This window comes from uncultured Pigmentiphaga sp. (genome assembly GCF_937950555.1).
In the GTDB taxonomy this organism is placed as follows: Bacteria; Pseudomonadota; Gammaproteobacteria; order Burkholderiales; family Burkholderiaceae_B; genus Pigmentiphaga.
Map to the genome: position 1 here is coordinate 1 of NZ_CALFCW010000012.1, position 14,775 is coordinate 14,775.

A 14,775-nucleotide genomic window follows, 5' to 3' on the forward strand; every position below is an offset into this window, starting at 1 on the left:
AGCGAGTACCACGCTTCGGAGTCCGTGCGCAACTTGGTGGCACTCAGCGACGATGGTGTGCTGTATGTGGTCGACGGTGCCGAGCGCGAACTGCTGGTCATGTCGTACATGTCCAGGATCACGCGAGCGGCTGCGGCGCAGGGCCGTGTGGCCTATACGGAAAAGCGTGTCATCTCGCACACGGAACTGCGCCAACTTTACGCCGCGCACGCGGCCGATACGGCCGTTGCGGCGGTGGCAGCAACCAGTGACCGGCGCACCCTTGAGCAAAACGAAGCGATGGCGTTTCTCAAAGAAGCCGTCGAGGTCGGAGCAAGCGACGTCGATATCACGACCATCGGCACTGCCGCAGTGATCTCGTACAGGGTGGCCGGCGATGTCGAGGCACGGTTTCGGCTGTCGGCCGAGCGGGCGCAGGCAGTGATCCGCACCATCATCGATTCGATGTGCGTGTCGCCCAGCGATCCGCAATACGACCCGACACGCGATCAATCGGCGCGGCTGTCACGACCATTCATCGAGCAGCTCGGTGTGTCGCAAGTTCGCGTCCAGTGCGGACCGCTCGATGACGACGGCACGCACATGACCCTGCGTCTGCAGCCGATGATCGGCGTACCGCAGCCGCTGACAGAACTAGGCTACTCGCCTTCGCACCAATCCGAGATCGAGCACGCACTGTCGCACCCGTACGGACTGGTGCTATTCAGCGGGGCGACCGGATCCGGCAAAACGACGGCGCTGGCGAATGTGTGTGGCCACGTACTGGCCCAGCATGGCGACACGAAGAAGGCCTTAGAGCTCGCTGACCCACCAGAGCTGGGCGTGCCGGGAATCCTGCCCAAGGCCATCACACGCCGCGGCCACGGGCGCGAGGCAGAAGAGCTAGCCTGGGTCATGGCGTTCGAGACGGCACTTCGCTGGAAACCGGACTGGATCCTGCCGAGCGAGCTGCGGTTGAAAGCGGCCATGCACCTGGCCATGGCCGCTGCGATATCGGGGCACCTTACGCTGAGCACGATCCACGCAGCCAGGGCCGATGCGATTCTGGATAGGCTCAATGAAGCAGGAATCGAGATGTCATACCTGACAGACGTCAGTCTGATCCGGCTACTGGTCAATCAGTCTTTGGCTCCTGTGCTGTGCCCCCACTGCGCCATTCCGTATCGAGATGGGGCGGCCACGTTGCCGCCGCAGCAGCGCCGGCGCATCGAGCAGCACTGCACTGTCGAGACGGTACGCCTGCGCAACCCGCACGGTTGCGCGAGCTGCATGCCTGCACTGCAGATTGCCAGGGGAGCAACACCGCGCGGGCATGGCAGGCGCGGGGTCATCCGGGAACGAACGGTGTGTGCCGAGGTGATACAGCCCACAGCGAGGGATCTGCAGGTTTATCGCGCGCACGGCGCCTTTGCCATGCGGCGAAACTGGGTTCGAGCAGGTGGCAGGACTAAGACTGCCCACTTGATCGAGAAGATCAACGCCGGCCTGGTGTGCCCGACCGACGGGGAGCGCGCTGTCGCCCTCCTGGACGAGGATTCAGCGCTGTGGGAAGACGAGACGTAGCGAGACAGCATGTTTACCCTGATCTATGACGCGCTGGACTGGCTGGACGGCCTGAACAAACGCATGCAGTTCGGCCGCGCCAAGCGCCTGGCCTTTTACAAAGCACTACGTAGCTACCATCGAGGAGGCCAGCGCAAGCTCACTGCGCTGCAGCTTGTGCGCGACACGCATGAGCGCCATGCGCCCTGGTACGCGCGTGTGGTCAATAAGATCGCCTCCGTGCGCTGGCGTGCGCGGGAGCCGATCATGCGGCCCGTGATCGCCCGCGTGGCCGACGATGCGTTGGCCGCGCCCGGGTTGCTGCTTGGGCGGTCGCTGCAGGAATGGCTGCCCCAGACTGAGCGTGACTTACTCTTGGCCGGCGAGGTATCGGGCAAGGTCGCGGATGCCTACGATACGTTGATCCAGTACCTGGGCCGGCAGAAGTCGACATGGCAAAAGCTCATGACCGCCCTCTTCTATCCGCTCGTGCTCGTTGTTGGCGTGTTCGTGCTTCTACGAACACAAGGCGTCGCAATGCTCGAACTGATGGATGGCGACGACATGAGCCGCCTGTCCACGCAGACGATGATCTTGTTGTGGGTGTCGTTTCAAGCTCGCGACTACTGGCAACTCTACGTCGGCGGCCTCGGCGCGCTCACGGTCGCATCATTCGTCAGCCTGCCCATTTGGCGGGGACGGCTGCGCACATTGTTCGATCATTTTGCGATCTGGCGCCTGTACCGACTCATCCAGGGCTGCACGTTCCTGATCTCGTACTCAATGATGATCCGCGCGGGACTTCCGGTTCGCACCGCCCTGGTCCTCATGCGCAACAGTGCACGCCCATGGCTGCGTGAGCGTATCGAGTACCTGATCTATCAAGGTGTCGACAAAGGTCTCAATATCGGGCAGGCCTTGCGACGGGCAGGGTTCGGCTTTCCTGATCCAAAGATGCTACCCATCATCGAAACGCACGCTGAACAGAGCAACGCGGCCGAACTCATTGGCGTGGAGGCGCAAGAGCGGCTGGACGATCTGGAGGCCTCCATCAAGTTCATGGCGGACATCGCCAATCTTGTCATGTTTCTGATCGTCTTTGGCGTGCTCCTGATCTATCTGAACGCCAGCGAAGAAATCATCAACTCTCGCATTGCAAGGTGAACAAAATGAGTACGAATTCAGACCCTATCAAGCAGCGCGGCTTCGGCCTGATCGAAGTCATCATCGTCGTGGGGATCATCGGCGTGTTGTATTCCATCACGTTCGGGCGCAAAGACACGGCGGAGACGCGCTACTCGGAAAGCACGGAGGCTAGCAATGTCGCTGGCATTCGCGCCTGCGCCGCCAACCTGCAGGAGAACGGCAGCTTTGCCGCCTTCGACACGGAGATGTTTCAGCGCGCCAAGTGTGTAAGCGGCATGAGCGGCGCCCAGCCTGGCAGCACTTTGCGTAATAGCTGGGGTGGCGCAGTCACGATTGCCGGCACAACCGACTCATGGAGCGTCACTTACGCCGATGTTCCGGAAGCCAGCTGCCAAGCGTTCCTTAACCAGGTCAGGCTCACCGGCAATCTGCTCGCACCTTTGCCGACGTGCGCGAGCTCGGGTCCCAGCACGCTGGTATTCACGTTCAACCGGTAACGGCCATGCGACTGGTGGAGCTACAGTTCATTGATCTCGTCCTGGGCACGACATACTGCGAAATCAAGGACTTGGACAGTAGGCCGGGCCTGACGCCGGCGCCGGAGGCCTGCTTGCAAGACGTTGAGCGCCTGAGACAAGCGTGCCTGGACGCACGGGGAGGTGGCCCCGAGTTCGCTGCCTGACTGGACGGCGTGAAATTCCGGGTCGTCGAGTTTGTGGGCGAATCCGGGGATCCGCTGTGGATGATGTCACGTTCCGGCGCCCGCGTGCTGCCCGTGGACAGGCTCACGTTGACCAGCGACGTGATCGAGCTGGCCAAGCGGCCCGACCTGGAGGGCATCATCCTGCTGGCCGGCGGTTTCGGGGCCGGCAAGACAACGGCGGTGTCCTCGCTCGTTCACCATCGGATCGCAACGCTTGGCGGCGTGGGTATGGTGTTCGAGGACCCTGGACCTGAACTGGCCATGGACGGGCGCGTCGGCGAAGGTCGGATCATCCAAGTGCCGGTCTCGACGGCCGAGGGCGGGTATCAGTGGGCCTTGCACCTGGCAAAGCGCTCACGGGCGCAGCTGGCGATGGTAGGCGAGATCCGCGGTGGTGACGAGGCCGCGGGCGTACTGGACATCGGCAATGCCGATATCCCAGTCATGTCGACGATCCACAGCAACTCGATCGAAGCCGCCCTTGTGAAGTTCCGCAACTACTGCCTGGGTCCCAACACCACGGCTGAGCAGGTGCACCATTACATGGAGATGGCCATCGTCGCGGTGGTTCATCTTACGCGCCAAGTGATCCCGAATCCTGCCGGAGGTTTCCGGGTCGATTTCGTGCCCCGCACGCTCCTATTGGACAAGCGTGACCCGGGTTCTTACAGCCCACGCGCCAAGATTCGGGACGGAAGGTTCGGTGACTTGCAGGATGACATCGCCGCCCAGGCCGCCCGTCGCAATCTGAGCGGTCACATTGCCCGTCATTGAGGAGTACTGCCGTGAATGCTCTGCCACAGCGCCAGGGCGGATACATGCTGCTGGGCGCCATCCTTGCCGTCGGCCTCTTCGCTGTGATGATGCAGCGAGTGGTGGTGCCTGCTCTGAACCGCGCGATGGAAGAAACGCAGGTCGGCGCGGCGAGTCAGCAACTGGAGCAGGTGCTGGCCGCCGCACAGCGCTACGTCGAGAACAATTACGGCACGCTAACCGCATCGCTGCCCCTGAACGGAGCGCCGACGACGATTTCGGCGGCGCAGCTCAAGACAGCCGGCGCACTGCATCCGAGCATTGGCGGTGCGCAGACGCTCAACAACTACGGCCAAAGCTACACACTTGGCGTGCGCTATGTGACACAGGGCTCGGGCACAAATGTGCGCAATGTTCTGGAGCCCGTGCTCGTTACAACCGGTGGGCGCGAGCTGAATGAGCGCGAATTGCGCGCCATCGCTGCACGAGTTCCGGGCGGCGGGTTTGTTGATCCGGGCAATAGCGCGCTGGCCCGCGGGTTCCAGGGCAGCTGGGGCCCGATCAACCTGGCCAGCTACGGCGTCAATCCAGGTCCGGGCCGGGTAGCTGTGGCCATGTTCTATCTGGATGCGGCGGCTGGCGAGGGGGCCTATCTGTACCGATCTGCGGTGCCGGGGCGGCCCGAACTCAACCGAATGAACACTACGCTCAACATGGGTGGCCAAGACATTGCTCAAGCTGACGAGATCGCCACCAGGACATTGTCTAGCACCGCCGACATCACAGTGGGACGTGACCTGGTTACGAGCCGGGACGTGCAGAGCGGGCGCGATCTACGCGTGAATCGCAATGCGTCCGTGCAGGGCACCGCGACCGTGTACGGCACGCTTACTGCCGATGCACGGCTTCGCGTCAATGAGTATCTTCACTTGGCAAGAGTTGCGACGGAGGGCGCAACCTGCCCGACCAACGGTCTGATCGCTCGCAATGCAGCCGGCGCAATTCTTTCCTGCACGTCCGGCAGATGGTGGGCGGCGGGAACCGGCGACGTCTGGTTTAGCCCGACGTACAGCATCACGTCAAACACTCGGACGGGCAACGACGTGCCGTCGGAATCGAGAACAGACGTGCTTGGAGCAACATCGCAGTTCCGCTATTGCTCCGTTGCATATCAGCGATTCTCGGCCGCTGATCTTATACATAGCGGCTTCAACTTCTCCCACAGCTGCAACGTACGGACCTCGGGCAGCAACTGGCAGCTAATCACGATGGCGGACACTGGCACGACGTGGTGTCAGGCTCTCTGCCTGCGGTAGTCAGACGAACGCCATTACATGTGATGTGAACCTCTTCCCAGATTCGCGACCTCCACCGAAGGTGGGCCGCGTGCTGGCAACTTATTGGTAACGCGCTCATGGTCTTTCTTGCCATCCTTGCCATCCCTGTCGCGCTGGCCCTGACTATGCAGCAGACGACGCTGAGCCGCGACGAAGCCCAAGTGGAGTACGGCGCCAGCCGCAGCATCTATGCGAGCTTGGCGATCTACCGCAACGCCGTGGCGGCTTACAAGGCGACGCACCCCTCGGCGACCGGCGTCGTGCCGGACTCCGCACTCGGGTTGCCCGCCTGGTATGCCAAGCATGGGCGTTTCGGCCACGTTCTGACCGCAAGCGGCGGCTGGGTCTACTACATGCCGCCGGAAGGTGCCGTGCCGTCGCTGCGCGCTATGGCAGGCAACGCCGCGCCAGCCACCTTCGGCCTGGCCGTGTCCGGCATCATGCGCACACTCGGCTCGCCGACCACGATCGCACTGCCTGCCGGCATTCCGGACGGAAGCGTCGTGTTGATGGTCTGAGCCAGACTTTCCCAGCCGAACCACCCCTGGTGCTCCCGCTGCCTAGTCGCGCAGAGGGGCCGTGCGTCCCGCTTTCCGACCACGGCAGCGAGGCCTTACGCACGTCCCGGTTTACCGCGCTCCGGGCACGACCCACCATGTTCATACGGAAATCATCATGCGAACGTTCATCCGCATCGTGCTGATTGCCAGCGCCATACTGGCTTCTACCGCTCAGGCCGACGAGGTGTTGACAGGCACGCCCAGGCTGGCGTGCGAAGCGCTGCTATGCCTATCCAGCAGTACGCGGCCGGGCGAATGTGGACCGGCGCTGTCACGCTACTTCGGGATCCACAAGCGCAAGCTATCGGACACCCTGGATGCGCGGCAGGCCTTTTTGAACCAGTGCCCGACGGTCGCGGCGTCTGGCGAAATGCGTGATCTCGCTCGTGCGATAGCGCGCGGTGCCGGCCGGTGCGATGCCCAATCGCTTAACCGTGTTCTGATGCGGTACATGACCGACAGTAACGGCAACGAGCGCCGAGTGGTAGCCGACCGAATGCCCAACTACTGCAGCGTCTACAGCGGGCACCTCTACACCGACGTGGCCGGGGCAATGCCGCGATACGTGGGGACTCCGGACGAGGAAGGCTACTGGGTGCCGGCCGACGACTACGAGGCCGAGCTGGTGAAGTATCAGGAAGCGCTAGCCGCCCGCAAGGAGGCTGAGCGGCGCCGGCGGGAGTACGAGAGCGGAGGCAACTGACCATGGACTTCGTGACGCCGAAGATCTCGCGTTCCACGGCGGCGTTTAGCCGCAACTGAACGAATTCGCGCACAGTGGTCGTCGAGATCATTGGCTGGCCAGGATGCGTAGTTTGCTGGACGAGCTCGCGCGCAACGGCTAGGACAGCTTCCGGGGTCGCGGCCCGCACGGTGCCGGTTGCGTCTTGTACCAGCAAGGTGCGGTGGCGGTGTGTCAAGGCGGTAGAAGGCACGGCGGTGTCGAAGTCGAGTCGATATTGCATGACGGTGCTCCAGATCAGGCGTCCTGCCGGGTGGCGGGACGGGAGCACTGGGGCGCTGCGCAGCAGGCGCCAGGCGCAAGGGGACGTGGAATAAAAAGCGAGCGCAAGCGAGCGGCTTTATGCCGCGAAAGCCCCTTGCGCCTGGCGCGCGCAGGGCCAAGATGCTCGCCGACCTGCCCCCGGCCTGGTCGACGTGTTGGCGCACGTGCCATCATTGAGACCATCTGTCGTGCCTAGGCTAGGCTGCTGCTGTGATGCCCACGCCGACTGCTGGCGTTCGCGCCAGCTCAGCCGTGGAGCTGGTGACCGGGCGCAAACAACACTTCTCGCGGACTGCGGAAGTCGATGCCCGCACTGGTATCGTGCCGCGCTCAGGAATTGGCTAAGCCGAGTTGGGCCGCGGATAGCCTCCCAGAGGCCCCAGTGCTCGATGCGAAGATCCGTGCGGCGCTGGTCCAGAAGCAGCTGTGGTCGGCTATGACGCACGGCGGGAGGCGACCGCAAGAGCTCGCGCCGGCTACGTTTCGTCGGGGAGAGCTTCGACGCGTTTCTTGCTGGCGCGCTGGAGTTGTTCTGTGCGCCGATCACCCGTTGCAATCATCTCTTCCCGCAACTCTTCGGCGCTGGCCTTCAGGGCCTCGGCATCGATTCCGTAAGCCATGGCCATTTCCGCATAGGCTTCCTTTCGCCCGCGCTGGTAGGCGGCTTCGATGGGATCAGCAACCTCCGCTTCGCGCGCGAGTATGTCGGCACGCTTGGATAAATCCTGGGTGACCTCGGCTCGGGTATCAAGGCGGCGACTCAACTCTCGAACACGCTCAGCGCCTTTGTCGGCCAGATCGCGCAGGAGCTGCTCGATCTGAGGCTGCAGGATCACCCAGAGCCACTTGAATATTTGTTGTGCGATTCTGCCGTCCATCTGCGTTTCCTTTTGTTACGAGAAGATCGTTATAGCTGTGATGGGAGGTATTTGCCAATAGGCGCGGACGTGCGGACGGTCGCCGCCGGCTTGCCATCCGGCCCGCTGCCCTATTTGTCGAGTTCCGGCCCTTGCCGATGCCGCTGCAGATCCTCGCGCCCTGCCTCGCGCTGCGCTTCCACCACCTGAACCAGACCGGCGTGGCCATGGGGATACGCAATCTCAAGGTGGCGGCCCGCGGCCAACAGGTCTGAATCGACCAGGCTCTGCCGGCTGTGCGCCACCACGCCCTGGGGCGTGGCCTGAATGACCTGGTCGCGCAGCACGGCAACGACCAAGCCCTGGTAGGTCTTGCCAGGTTCGGACGGTGAGATGGTTTCGTTCGTGTAGCCCAGTTGCCGTAGTTCGACATTCAGGGCCAGGCGCACGGCGTCACGGATGTTGAGTTCCAGCCATTCGCGCCGGCCCACGAAATTCGGTATCGATTCCATTGCACGCGCCTCGATCGCTGCCGCATTCGTCAAGCGGTGCTCCACGAGCATCTGGATGTCCGCCTGATCGCGCTCCACAAACCGCGAAATCTTGCTCACGGCGAGATCCACCGGCGCTAGGGCACGCACCTTGAAATGCGGCACGTCGAACGGCACCGGTATGGAAGCCTCCCGGTAGTCATCGTGCATGAGCGCGAAGGTCGAGTTGTAGTTCTGGTCGAAGTGCAGCAGCTGGGGCACCCCGCGGGCCGTTGGCACCTCAATATACAAATCGTCCGGGATGAGCACCCGGTGGCTGAACTCCGCATCGATGTCGCTGCTGACCCGGTACGCAGTGTACAGATGCACCGCCACTCCGCCCGCGACATATGCCGTCACGGGGGCAGTCATAGCGAGCGAAAAGGCCGCCTGCCAGCAGATGCTCATTGCATACCTAGCCCGGCGCTGGGCGGCGCGCTACCGGTCGCGAGCAACACAGTCGCCCACGGCGACACGTTAATTCGGCCTCGGATCCATGATCCTCGTCGGCACGCTCATCGGCATCCTGCTTATCCTGTAGCGGAGCGGCCCTCGCAGGCCGCCTGCAGCGTGCAAACTAACGAGCGCTTTCCAGAAGTTGGTCGATCAGCTTAGTGGCAAGTTGCACCCCTGCCGCCCTCGCATCGTCGTAGGTAGCAAATGCACGGCCATGGTCTAGACGACGCGGCAGCGCCAACACATCATCGCGGAACACCTCTACCGCCATAGTCCATGGCGTAGGGCCCTGACCATGCCGCTCACAATGGACGGCATAGCTGTAGCCGTCGCGATAGTCATTTATGAATATCGGGTTGTGTGTACCCATGGCTACATCCCCCTATCGGGCCAACATCGTACTCGACTCTCAGTGGAGCGTCAGTGTGAACCATGAGCAGCGGAACTGTCGCTGCGGTCTCCAAGCGGCAAGGCCGCTGGATCGCGCCGAAGCCATGCGGCTGGATTGACCAATTGATGGAGTAAGTCATGACTACACAGCAGGCAGTACAGCCAGCTGCTGGCGCTCAGGACGAACGTCCGATGACGCTGCAGGAGGCTGCTGCTTATCTGGGTTTTTCGTACAGCACGATCTACGCATATCGCAAGCAGATCGGTTTCCAGCTCACGAAGCGCGGCAGGTGGCGAGTATGGCCCTCGCGCCTTGCCTGCATCTCCAAAAAAGACAACAATGTGGCCCGGCTATCGATGCGGGTCGTGGGAGATACACCATGGCCATCCGCAGAGATAAAAATTCCGGCATCTACCAGATCGATATCCGCTCGCCAAGCGGCGAAAGAATTAGATGCTCGGCTCGCACAAGCGACAAGCAAGCGGCGAGGGAATATCACGACCACCTGAAGGCCCAGCTTTGGCGCAAGGACGTGCTGGGCGAAGAGCCTGACCACCTGTTCGAAGAGGCTGCGCTGTTGTGCCTGGACTTGTGGGAGGGTCAGGACGACTACACGGGAAAGTGTCGTCACATTGCATACTGGAAGACCCAGTTCGCTGGAAGAACGGTCCGCTCTTTAACCTTCGACGAAATTTGCCAGAAGCTGCCCACGCATACGACGCATAAGCATCGCAAGCCGAAGCCGCTCAGCAACGGGTCCAAGAATCGGTATTTGGCAACGATGCGCCGGCTGCTGAAGCTTTGCAAGGAGTGGAAGTGGATCCCGGAGTGTCCGGTGTTCAAAGAGTTCAAAGAGCCTGACGTTCGCGTCAGGTGGGAGCCGCCTGAAGTTATCCAGCGACTGATCGAAGCCATGACGCTGGAATGGATGCGAGACGTCAGTCTCGTCGCTGTTGCCAGCGGCATGCGGGAAGACGAGCTGCTGTCGCTTGAACCGTGCCACGTCAACTTGCAGCAGTGCACGGGTTGGGTCGTAGCCGAAGAAGCGAAAAACAGCTACGCGCGGTCCGTGCCGTTCAATCGGGACGCGATGGAAGTCCTGCAGCGACGCATCCCCAAAGCCAAGAAGTATGTATTCGAGCGACCGTCTCGGGATGGGAAGGTGCGCAAGATCAGTCAGATCGACGCGCGATGCTTTAAGCGCGCCTGTGAGGCAGTGGGCATCAAGGACTTCCGCTTCCACGACCTGCGGCATACCTGGGCGAGCTGGCATGTGCAGCGCGGAACGCACCTCATGGTTCTGAAGGAGTTGGGCGGCTGGGAGACCCTGGAGATGGTCCAGAAGTACGCTCACCTTGCCCCCAGCCACATGGCCACCCACGCGGAGACGGTCAATTTTTGGTCAAACTCGCCAGAGCAGAAAAAAATGCCGCCCCAGAGGGCGGCATAACGACTTGAAAATCAAGCATATTCTGGTGGGTCGTGCGCGACTCGAACGCGCGACCAACGGATTAAAAGTCCGCTGCTCTACCAACTGAGCTAACGACCCGAAGCTCAAAATTATGACAAGTCCTGGCGGCCTTGTCAATAAAGTGCCCTGAAAACAGGGCGCGCGGCTTGGTCTGCCGTGGCCGACTACTTCAGGAGCTCGAGTCGTTCTTTTGCCGTTTGCGCGGCAGGTACCCCCGGGTACTCGCGAATGATGCGCTCCAACGTGGCGCGTGCACCGCGCCGGTCGTTCAGCTCGACCTGGCTGCCGGCAATGACGAGCAATGCGTCGGGGGCGCGGACGTTGTTGGGGTAATTCTTCACCATCGTCTGCTGTTGGGCGATGGCGGACTTATAGTCCTTGAGCGCGTAATGGCTGCTCCCGATGTAGAACTGGGCTGCGGGAGCATAGGGGCTTTGGGGATACTGGCGCACGAAGGCCGAAAGAGCCCGAATGGCTTCGGCGTAGTTTCCGTTGCGGAATATGTCGATTGCCGCATCGTAGGCGCGCTTTTCCTCGGCGCTGACGGTGGTTTCCTGTCCGTCTATCGAGGCTGTTTGCGGCTCGACGCGCTTCAGGCGCGTATCGATATCCAGGTAGATGTCTTTCTGCGCCTGTTGGGTATCGGCTACTTGCTTGGTCAGGATTTCTATCTGGCCGCGCAGCCGGGCGATTTCCTGCTGCAGTTGCTCGATCTGCGAAGCGAGCTGCAGCTGGCTGCGCTGGCTCTGCGCCAGCTCTTCGTCCAGCTTGCGGGCCTGTTGATCGGCCCGCTCGCGCACTTCCCTGCGCAGGTCGATGATGGCCTGGCGCGCCTCGTCGTCGGAGAACAGGGCCGCGTGGGCCGAGAACCCCGACAGGCTGGCGCCGATGCAGGCGCCGGCTGCCAGCAGTCGGAGGCGGGAAATGCGGAGCGTCATAGGCAGGTCCTTAGCGATCAACGGTAGACGATGTCGGCGCGACGGTTTTCGGCGCGGGAGGCTTCATCCGTGCCGATGGCCTTGGGCTTTTCCTTGCCGAAGCTGATGGCTTCGACCTGGTCGTCGCGCACGCCCAACAGCAGCATCATACGGCGGACGGCTTCGGAACGGCGCTGGCCCAGCGCGAGGTTGTACTCGCTGCTGCCGACGTCGTCCGTGTGGCCTTCGATCACGACCTTGCGGTCTCGGTTGTTGGTCAGGAAGCGGGCGTGGTTTTCGATGATCGGGCGATATTGGTCCTTGACCACGTAGCTGTCGAAATCGAAGTACACGGACCGTTGCGCTAGCTTCGGATCGTTGATGGGGTCGAGCCCTTGCTGGGTCGCATCGACGCGCGCGACGCCGCTCGAGCTGGTGCCCGAGGCGGCTTGGCCGGAGCGGTCTTCGACCGGCACGTTGCTGCTTTCATCGAGCTTGACGGGACTGCTGCAAGCCGAGACTACCGCGACAACGCTCGCGACGACGAACATTTTGAAGGCACGAGTAGACATGGTGTTTCCTTGGTTTCGAGGCGATAAGGGTGGCAACAAATGACTAGATGGAATCGTGATCCTAAAGTGTCACATGGGAAACGTGATCCTAAAGTGTCACATGGACCCTGCGCCGCAGCGTTGCAAGAAGTGACAACGATGCACAGCCGCGACCATGGCCATTCCAGGTAATCGATTGTTTCAGTTCAGGAAAGGTCCCCAGGTAGGTTCGCGCACGTCCCCGTTGAGCACGGATAGTGTCTGGGTGACGCGACCATCACTCGAAACCGCAGCTAGCACACCGCGTCCGGATTGCGATGTTGCATACAGAATCATCTTTCCGTTGGGTGCGAAGCTGGGCGATTCGTCCCTGCCGCCGTTGGTGAGGATGAGCTCATTACCGGTGGCAAGGTCTAGCGTAGCTATTTGGAAGCCGGCACGGCGGGTGACGTACAGCAAGGTTTTGCCATCAGGCGACAACTGGGGAGAAATATTGTAAGCGCCTTTGAACGTCACGCGCTCGACCTGGTTGTTTTCCAGGTTGAGGCGGTAGATCTGCGGGCTGCCCCCGCGGTCGCTCGTGAAGAGGATGGCGCGGCCGTCGTTGGTGAACGCGGGCTCGGTGTCGATGCCCGGCGACTGCGTCAGGCGCCGCAATCCGGAACCGTCGGCATTCATGATGTAGAGCTGCGAGAGGCCGTCGCGCGTGAGGACGACGGCCAGGCGACTGCCGTCCGGGGACCAAGCCGGGGCGCTGTTGTTGCCCTTGAAGTTCGCGACCGGGATGCGCTGGCCCGTGGCGATGGTGTGCACGTAGACCACAGGCTTGCGGGTCTCGAAGCTCACGTACGCCAGGCGCGTGCCGTCGGGCGACCACGTGGGCGAGATGATGGGCTCGCGCGAACGCAGGGCGGTCTGGGCGTTCTGGCCGTCGGCGTCGGCGATCTGCAATTCGTAGATGTTGTCGCGCTTGAGCACGTATGCGATTCGTGTTGCAAAAATGCCACGGTCGCCCGTCAGCTTTTCGTAGATGCGGTCGGCGATCTGGTGGGCCGTGCGCCGCATTTCGTTGGGGCCGGAGGAGAACGCGACGCCGTCTATCTGCACTTCCTTGATAGTGTCGAGCAGGCGATAGCGGACATCGTAGCGGCCGTCGGCGGTGCGCTGCACGCTGCCCACCGCCAACGCGTCGGCACCCCGGGTTTTCCAGGCGGCAAAGCCGATCATGGCCGATTCGGACAGCGCCGTGTCGCCGGTGTCGATGAGCCGGAAGAGGCCGGTGCGGTTCAGGTCGGCCCGGATGATCTCGGCGATCGCCCGGCCTTGGGGGTCGGTGGATTCAAAGTTGGCGATGGCGACCGGGTACTGGTTGGCGCCGGCGCCTGAGATTTGCACGGTGAGCTGGGCTTGCGCGGGCTGGGAGCCCAGGGCGAAGGCGGTCGCGGCCAGCGCGGCGGCGCATTGCATCAGCCGCCGTCCGAGCCGGCCGCCGATGTCTCGCAGCCGGACACTGCCAGGCGTGGCCGGCGAGGAAAGGGTAGCGGTATTTGCAAATGTCATCAGTCGAACATCCGATATTGAACTTCTATGTTGGACTCGTACCGGCCGGAAGACGGACGCGGGAAGGGATTGCAGCGCCGAATTCCGTTTTCTACCGCACGGTCGAAAGCTTCCACGCCGGATGAGCGGACCAGGCGCGGCGGGCCTGCCTGCTCTCCCGTAGGTAGCAACTGGACCCGGAATACGGCCGTCGGGTTCCCGCCGGCAGAACTGCCAGTTGCACTATAAATGACTCCGGGTTTGATGCAAGCGCGCACCAGATCGGCGTAGCCGGGGTCTCCGCCTCCGCCGCCCGCCTGATTGCGGTTGGCGGTGCCGCCCTCGCGGCCGCCTTCGAGGCCGGCGACGCGCGCGGCATCGTTGCGCAAGGCTTCGCGTAGTTTGCGATCACGCTCGGCCTGGGCTTTCCGTTCCGCTTCGGCCTTTTTCTCGGCAGCAGCTTTCTCGGCGGCTGCCTTCTTCTCCGCAGCGGCTTTCTCGGCAGCGGCTTTTTCTGCCGCCAATTGTTCGGCCTTTTTCCGTTCCGCTTCCTTGCGCTCCGCTTCGCGGCGTTCAGCTTCCTTCCGTTCCTGTTCGCGCTTTTCGGCCAGGCGTTTTTCTTCTAGCTGCTTCTGCCGCTGGCGCTCGGCCTCTTCGGCCTCGCGGCGCGCGCGCTCTTCCTGGCGTTTCTTTTCCTGCTCGATGGCGATGTCGGGGTTCTCCTGCTCCACCTGGGGCTCGGGCTTCGGCGGCGGAGGAGGAGGGGGAGGCGGCACAGGCCGCGGCTCGGGTTCAGGTTCCGGCGTCGGGGGCTCGGGCTGGTTGGGCGAGGGAAGTGCCGTCCACAGCTCAGCCTGCACCGGGCCTGGCGTGCGCCGGTTCCAGTTGAGGCTGAAGATCAGCGCCAAGGCGAGCAGGACGTGCATCAGCACGGCCAAGGCGAAGGCTTTCCATTTGCCGGGCTCGGGCGGTTGGGGCAGGGGACGGTGGGAACGATCGTTGGGCGCCATGGGCGA

Annotated in this window: 16 protein-coding genes and 1 tRNA gene; 9 read left to right on the plus strand and 8 right to left on the minus strand. The window is 62.5% G+C overall.

Annotated features, from left to right (window positions below; translation table 11 throughout):
• The 7 genes from Q0319_RS01535 to Q0319_RS01565 all read left to right on the plus strand — a co-directional run.
• Nucleotides 1–1,563, plus strand: a 1,563-nt coding sequence (locus tag Q0319_RS01535; RefSeq protein WP_299450444.1) for an ATPase, T2SS/T4P/T4SS family, incomplete at its 5' end; no start/stop codon positions are given.
• A gap of 9 nt (nt 1,564–1,572) precedes the next feature.
• Nucleotides 1,573–2,706 (plus strand): type II secretion system F family protein, encoded by a 1,134-nt coding sequence (locus Q0319_RS01540; protein ID WP_299450447.1) that lies wholly within the window; start codon nt 1,573–1,575, stop codon nt 2,704–2,706.
• Nucleotides 2,707–2,711: 5 nt separating this feature from the next.
• Nucleotides 2,712–3,185 carry a type 4 pilus major pilin gene (locus Q0319_RS01545; protein WP_299450449.1) on the plus strand — a complete coding sequence of 158 codons (474 nt, stop codon included), beginning with the start codon at nt 2,712–2,714 and terminating at the stop codon, nt 3,183–3,185.
• Between the two features lie 194 nt (nt 3,186–3,379).
• On the plus strand, nt 3,380–4,165 hold the full coding sequence (locus Q0319_RS01550; RefSeq protein WP_299450451.1) for an ATPase, T2SS/T4P/T4SS family: 786 nt from the start codon (nt 3,380–3,382) through the stop codon (nt 4,163–4,165).
• A gap of 11 nt (nt 4,166–4,176) precedes the next feature.
• The gene (gene pilV / locus Q0319_RS01555; RefSeq protein WP_299450454.1) at nt 4,177–5,460 is read left to right on the plus strand and encodes a shufflon system plasmid conjugative transfer pilus tip adhesin PilV; all 1,284 of its coding nucleotides are present in this window, start codon (nt 4,177–4,179) and stop codon (nt 5,458–5,460) included.
• A gap of 98 nt (nt 5,461–5,558) precedes the next feature.
• A complete protein-coding gene (pilM, locus tag Q0319_RS01560) occupies nt 5,559–5,999 on the plus strand; it encodes a type IV pilus biogenesis protein PilM (protein WP_299450458.1) in 441 nt (146 codons plus the stop codon).
• Between the two features lie 157 nt (nt 6,000–6,156).
• On the plus strand, nt 6,157–6,744 hold the full coding sequence (locus Q0319_RS01565; RefSeq protein ID WP_299450461.1) for a TrbM/KikA/MpfK family conjugal transfer protein: 588 nt from the start codon (nt 6,157–6,159) through the stop codon (nt 6,742–6,744).
• Between the two features lie 779 nt (nt 6,745–7,523).
• On the opposite strand, the gene Q0319_RS01570 is transcribed toward Q0319_RS01565, so the two are convergent.
• From Q0319_RS01570 to Q0319_RS01580, 3 genes are all read right to left on the minus strand, one after another.
• On the minus strand, nt 7,524–7,925 hold the full coding sequence (locus tag Q0319_RS01570) for a hypothetical protein (protein WP_299450464.1): 402 nt from the start codon (nt 7,923–7,925) through the stop codon (nt 7,524–7,526).
• 110 nt (nt 7,926–8,035) lie between these two features.
• Nucleotides 8,036–8,842: a DUF6036 family nucleotidyltransferase gene (locus Q0319_RS01575; protein ID WP_363322226.1), complete on the minus strand. Its 807-nt coding sequence runs from the start codon at nt 8,840–8,842 to the stop codon at nt 8,036–8,038.
• A 169-nt stretch (nt 8,843–9,011) separates the two neighbouring features.
• Nucleotides 9,012–9,260: a hypothetical protein gene (locus Q0319_RS01580; protein ID WP_299450469.1), complete on the minus strand. Its 249-nt coding sequence runs from the start codon at nt 9,258–9,260 to the stop codon at nt 9,012–9,014.
• A gap of 212 nt (nt 9,261–9,472) precedes the next feature.
• Between Q0319_RS01580 and Q0319_RS19335 the strand changes: the two genes are divergently transcribed.
• Nucleotides 9,473–9,790: a helix-turn-helix domain-containing protein gene (locus Q0319_RS19335; RefSeq protein ID WP_363322231.1), complete on the plus strand. Its 318-nt coding sequence runs from the start codon at nt 9,473–9,475 to the stop codon at nt 9,788–9,790.
• The gene (locus Q0319_RS01585; RefSeq protein WP_363322232.1) at nt 9,706–10,731 is read left to right on the plus strand and encodes a site-specific integrase; all 1,026 of its coding nucleotides are present in this window, start codon (nt 9,706–9,708) and stop codon (nt 10,729–10,731) included. Before Q0319_RS19335 ends, Q0319_RS01585 begins: the two co-directional genes overlap by 85 nt.
• A gap of 23 nt (nt 10,732–10,754) precedes the next feature.
• Here the strand turns inward: Q0319_RS01585 and Q0319_RS01590 are convergent.
• From Q0319_RS01590 to tolA, 5 genes are all read right to left on the minus strand, one after another.
• Nucleotides 10,755–10,830, minus strand: a tRNA-Lys gene (locus tag Q0319_RS01590).
• 86 nt (nt 10,831–10,916) lie between these two features.
• Nucleotides 10,917–11,690 carry a tol-pal system protein YbgF gene (gene ybgF / locus Q0319_RS01595; RefSeq protein WP_299450474.1) on the minus strand — a complete coding sequence of 258 codons (774 nt, stop codon included), beginning with the start codon at nt 11,688–11,690 and terminating at the stop codon, nt 10,917–10,919.
• A gap of 17 nt (nt 11,691–11,707) precedes the next feature.
• Entirely contained in the window at nt 11,708–12,241 is a 534-nt protein-coding gene (gene pal, locus Q0319_RS01600) for a peptidoglycan-associated lipoprotein Pal (RefSeq protein ID WP_296470877.1), read from the minus strand.
• Nucleotides 12,242–12,421: 180 nt separating this feature from the next.
• Complete coding sequence (tolB, locus tag Q0319_RS01605; RefSeq protein WP_296470882.1) at nt 12,422–13,687, minus strand: Tol-Pal system beta propeller repeat protein TolB; 1,266 nt, start codon at nt 13,685–13,687, stop codon at nt 12,422–12,424.
• 92 nt (nt 13,688–13,779) lie between these two features.
• On the minus strand, nt 13,780–14,769 hold the full coding sequence (gene tolA, locus Q0319_RS01610; protein ID WP_299450477.1) for a cell envelope integrity protein TolA: 990 nt from the start codon (nt 14,767–14,769) through the stop codon (nt 13,780–13,782).
• Between the last annotated feature and the right edge of the window lie 6 nt (nt 14,770–14,775).

What these genes read in the sequence shown, in the direction of transcription:
- Q0319_RS01540 (WP_299450447.1), top strand. Translation starts at nt 1,573, where the DNA reads ATGTTTACCCTGATCTATGACGCGCTGGACTGGCTGGACGGCCTGAAC.
- Q0319_RS01545 (WP_299450449.1), top strand. Translation starts at nt 2,712, where the DNA reads ATGAGTACGAATTCAGACCCTATCAAGCAGCGCGGCTTCGGCCTGATC.
- pilM (WP_299450458.1), top strand. Translation starts at nt 5,559, where the DNA reads ATGGTCTTTCTTGCCATCCTTGCCATCCCTGTCGCGCTGGCCCTGACT.
- Q0319_RS01565 (WP_299450461.1), top strand. Translation starts at nt 6,157, where the DNA reads ATGCGAACGTTCATCCGCATCGTGCTGATTGCCAGCGCCATACTGGCT.
- Q0319_RS01570 (WP_299450464.1), bottom strand. Translation starts at nt 7,925, where the DNA reads ATGGACGGCAGAATCGCACAACAAATATTCAAGTGGCTCTGGGTGATC.
- Q0319_RS01575 (WP_363322226.1), bottom strand. Translation starts at nt 8,842, where the DNA reads ATGAGCATCTGCTGGCAGGCGGCCTTTTCGCTCGCTATGACTGCCCCC.
- Q0319_RS01580 (WP_299450469.1), bottom strand. Translation starts at nt 9,260, where the DNA reads ATGGGTACACACAACCCGATATTCATAAATGACTATCGCGACGGCTAC.
- Q0319_RS19335 (WP_363322231.1), top strand. Translation starts at nt 9,473, where the DNA reads ATGACGCTGCAGGAGGCTGCTGCTTATCTGGGTTTTTCGTACAGCACG.
- ybgF (WP_299450474.1), bottom strand. Translation starts at nt 11,690, where the DNA reads ATGACGCTCCGCATTTCCCGCCTCCGACTGCTGGCAGCCGGCGCCTGC.
- pal (WP_296470877.1), bottom strand. Translation starts at nt 12,241, where the DNA reads ATGTCTACTCGTGCCTTCAAAATGTTCGTCGTCGCGAGCGTTGTCGCG.
- tolB (WP_296470882.1), bottom strand. Translation starts at nt 13,687, where the DNA reads ATGCAATGCGCCGCCGCGCTGGCCGCGACCGCCTTCGCCCTGGGCTCC.
- tolA (WP_299450477.1), bottom strand. Translation starts at nt 14,769, where the DNA reads ATGGCGCCCAACGATCGTTCCCACCGTCCCCTGCCCCAACCGCCCGAG.